At 76.7% G+C, this 3,049-nt stretch carries 3 protein-coding genes; 2 read left to right on the top strand and 1 reads right to left on the bottom strand.

The window, feature by feature from the left end; translation table 11 throughout:
* The coding region (locus tag AB0J52_RS34180) for a helix-turn-helix transcriptional regulator (RefSeq protein WP_500187028.1) at positions 1 to 213 on the bottom strand (213 nt) is incomplete at its 3' end.
* A 207-nt stretch (positions 214 to 420) separates the two neighbouring features.
* On the opposite strand from AB0J52_RS34180, the gene AB0J52_RS34175 reads away from it, so the two are divergent.
* Entirely contained in the window at positions 421 to 2,565 is a 2,145-nt protein-coding gene (locus AB0J52_RS34175) for a sensor histidine kinase (RefSeq protein WP_500187027.1), read from the top strand.
* Positions 2,555 to 3,049 (top strand): roadblock/LC7 domain-containing protein (locus AB0J52_RS34170; RefSeq protein ID WP_500187026.1); only part of this gene is annotated, 495 nt, incomplete at its 3' end. The genes AB0J52_RS34175 and AB0J52_RS34170, both read left to right, overlap by 11 nt.

Genomic DNA, 3,049 nt, shown 5'->3' with positions numbered 1-3,049 from the left:
GTCGCCGGGACCGGCGAACCAGCTCCGCACCCGGGCCGCCGGGACGTCCAACGCCCGCGCGATCTCGGCGAAGTGCTGCGTCCGGGGCGCGCGCTCGCCCCGCTCCCACCGGGCCCAGGTCGAGGTGGCGACGTGCACGCGGTCGGCCGCGTCCGCCTGCGTCAGTCCCTGGAGCTCCCGTGCCCGGACGAGCTCGCGCCGCTGGTCGCTCATAGGAACCGCATTCTCACGCACCAGCCCGCCGGAATGCCCGGTAAGTGCCCACTTTGTAGGCAGAAAATCCACCGGTGCGCCGGACGCGGGCAGCGGATGCTCTGGCGGCCCCGCCGCGGGGCCGCCAGCATAAGACGCCGAGGAGCCGCCTCACCCGCCATCGGGACGGCCGGCGAGAACCCCGCCCGCTCTACCCCGAAAGGGAACATGAGTCCCACCGCGCCCGCGCCGGACCCGTCCCTCTCCTCTAGACCGCTCTGGTACGCGCTCTGGACCTCGGCCGGCGCCACCCTCGTCCTCACCGCGGCCGGGCCCTGGCTGTCCGGCGCGGGACCGGCCCGCCGGCCCGCCTGGGGCCTCACGCTCGCGGCGGCGCTCGCCGCCACCGTCCTCACCGTGCTGGTCGCGCAGCGGGCCCGCGCCCGGCAGGCGCTGCTCGCCCGCCACCTCGGCGAGCTGACCGCCGAGCGCGCCGCGCTGCTCTCCGAACGCGACGCGCTCACGGCCGACCGGGCGCGGCTGCACGAGCAGTGGCGGCAGTACGCGGCGACGCTCACCGAGGCCGACGCGCTGCTGCGCAAGGGCGTCGAGCACCTGCTCGCCGACGCCGTCCCCGCCGCGCTCGACGACCGCGACGCGCCGCTGCCGCCGCCCGAGCAGGACGAGGCGTTCGGCGCCGAACTCCTCGACCTGCGCGACCGGACGCTGGACGACCTGCGGACCACCACGCGCACCAACGTGCTCTCCCGCGGCGCCGCCGAGCGCGAGGCACGCTACGCGCGGGAGTCCGCCGAGGAGGCCGCGCAGGCCGCCGCGGCCGCCGCCGAGGACGCCGCCAAGGCCGCGCAGGCGGCCCTGGACGAGGCCGCCCGAGCCGCGCGGACCGCGCTGGACGAAGCCGCCGAGGAGAAGCGGGCGGCGCTCGCGAAGGCGGCAGAGGAGAAGCGCGTCGCGCTCGCGGAGGCCGAGGAGGACAAGCGGCTCGCACTCGCGGAGGCCGCCGAGGACGCCGAAGGACGCCTCGACTCGCAGCGCATGGTCATGGTCGCGCTCGGACGGCGGCAGCAGACGCTCATGCACCGCGTCCAGGCCGCCGCCGAGCGGCTCGCCGAGTCCCGCCGCGACGACCCCGAGGTCTACGCCGCCGGGCAGGTCCTCGACCACCTCGCCGCGCAGGCCGCCCGCCTCGCGCAGAGCCTCGTCGTCGCCTGCGGCACCTGGGAGGGCCAGCACTGGCCCGAGCCGATGCGGCTCGCCGAGACCGTCCAGGCGGCGACCGCCCGCATCGAGGACTTCCGGCGCGTCCGGATCGAGGGCGACCCGCCGGTGGCGGTCCGGGCGGCCGTCCTGGAACCGGTGATCCACCTGCTCGCCGAGCTGCTGGACAACGCCACCACGCTCTCGCCGAGCGCCACCGACGTGATCGTCGGGCTGTCGGCGGGGGCGTCGGGCGCGGTCGTCCGCATCGACGACCAGGGCACCGGGCTGGAGGAGCCGCGGCTGTCCGAGTCGCAGCGCCTGGTGACCGGCGAGCGTCCCGTCGGCCTCGACGAGCTGGGCGAGGTCCCGCGCCTCGGCCTGGTCGTCGTCGGACGCTACGCGCGCCGCCACGGCCTGCACCTCGCTTTGGAACCTTCCCCGTACGGCGGACTGCGCGTCGTCGTCCGCGTCCCGGGCGACCTCACCACGACCGTCAGCTCACCGCTCCTGCCGCCGCGTCCCGCCGCCGCCCCACCTGCGCCCGCCGCGATTCCCGCTCCGGCTTTTGGGCCCGGATCCGCGCCGGCCGTCGTCGAGGCTGCCTCCACGCGAGACGAGCCGGAGGACGAGACGCCTGCCGCGCGGCGCGGGCTTCCCAAGCGGACCTCACGCCGCCGGGGGGAAGCAGCGCGCTCGGCCTCCGGGCCGGTGTCCGAACTCGCGCCCCCGCCGTCCAGCCCGGACGAGGCGGGCGCCTTCATCGCCTCACTCTTCACCTCCCCCGACCCCGACCCCGCCGCGCCCGACGCGACCGCGTCAGAGCCGTCGGAACGCGCCAAAGACGCACCCGCCACCGATACGCCCGACGCGGGCACGCCGGACGCCGACGCACCCGCCACGGACGTGGCCGTCACCGACGCACCCGTCACCGACGCACCCGCCACGGACGCACCCGCCGTGGAAGCATCCTCCGTGGAAGCCCCCGTCGCGGACGCACCCGTCGCGGACGCACCCGTCGCGGACGTGTCCGTCGCGGACGTGTCCGAAGGCGGCGCGGCGGGGCGGGCGTCCGGCTCGACTCCGCACCCCTCCGAGGCCGACACGTCGGCCGCCACCGAAACGCCGTCCCCGGGAGACGACCTTGACCGCTGACCAGGACTGGATGATCGACTCACTGGCCCGCGTCGCCGGCGTCCGCCACGTGATCCTGTGCTCCCGGGACGGCCTGGTCATCGCGCGCTCGGCGTCCCTCGGCCGGGACGACTCGGAGCGGCTGGCGGCGACCTGCACGAGCCTGCTGTCGGTGTCCCGGTCGGTGGCCGGGACGTACGGCACCGGCCAGCGCGCGCTCTACCAGGTGATGGCCCAGTACGAGGGCGGTGTGCTGTTCCTGCGCGGCGCGGCCGAGGGCACTTGCCTCGGCGTCCTCACGCAGGGCGTGATCGACCCCGCGCTGATCGGCCAGGAGATGCAGCGGCTGGTGCTCCGCTACGGCGAGACCGTCCTGCGGACCCCGCTGCGCGACGCCCCGGCGGGCGCCTTCACCGCCGGAACCGCCCCCACCGGAACCGCTCCGGGCGGCGGAACCACCACCGGCGGCCCTCCGGTCAGGCGTCCGGGCGGTGGTGCGGCGACC

Source organism: Spirillospora sp. NPDC049652, from assembly GCF_040675125.1.
GTDB lineage: Bacteria > Actinomycetota > Actinomycetes > Streptosporangiales > Streptosporangiaceae > Spirillospora.
This window is presented reverse-complemented; position numbering and strand designations above follow the sequence as displayed.

What these genes read in the sequence shown, in the direction of transcription:
- AB0J52_RS34175 (WP_500187027.1), top strand. Translation starts at nt 421, where the DNA reads ATGAGTCCCACCGCGCCCGCGCCGGACCCGTCCCTCTCCTCTAGACCG.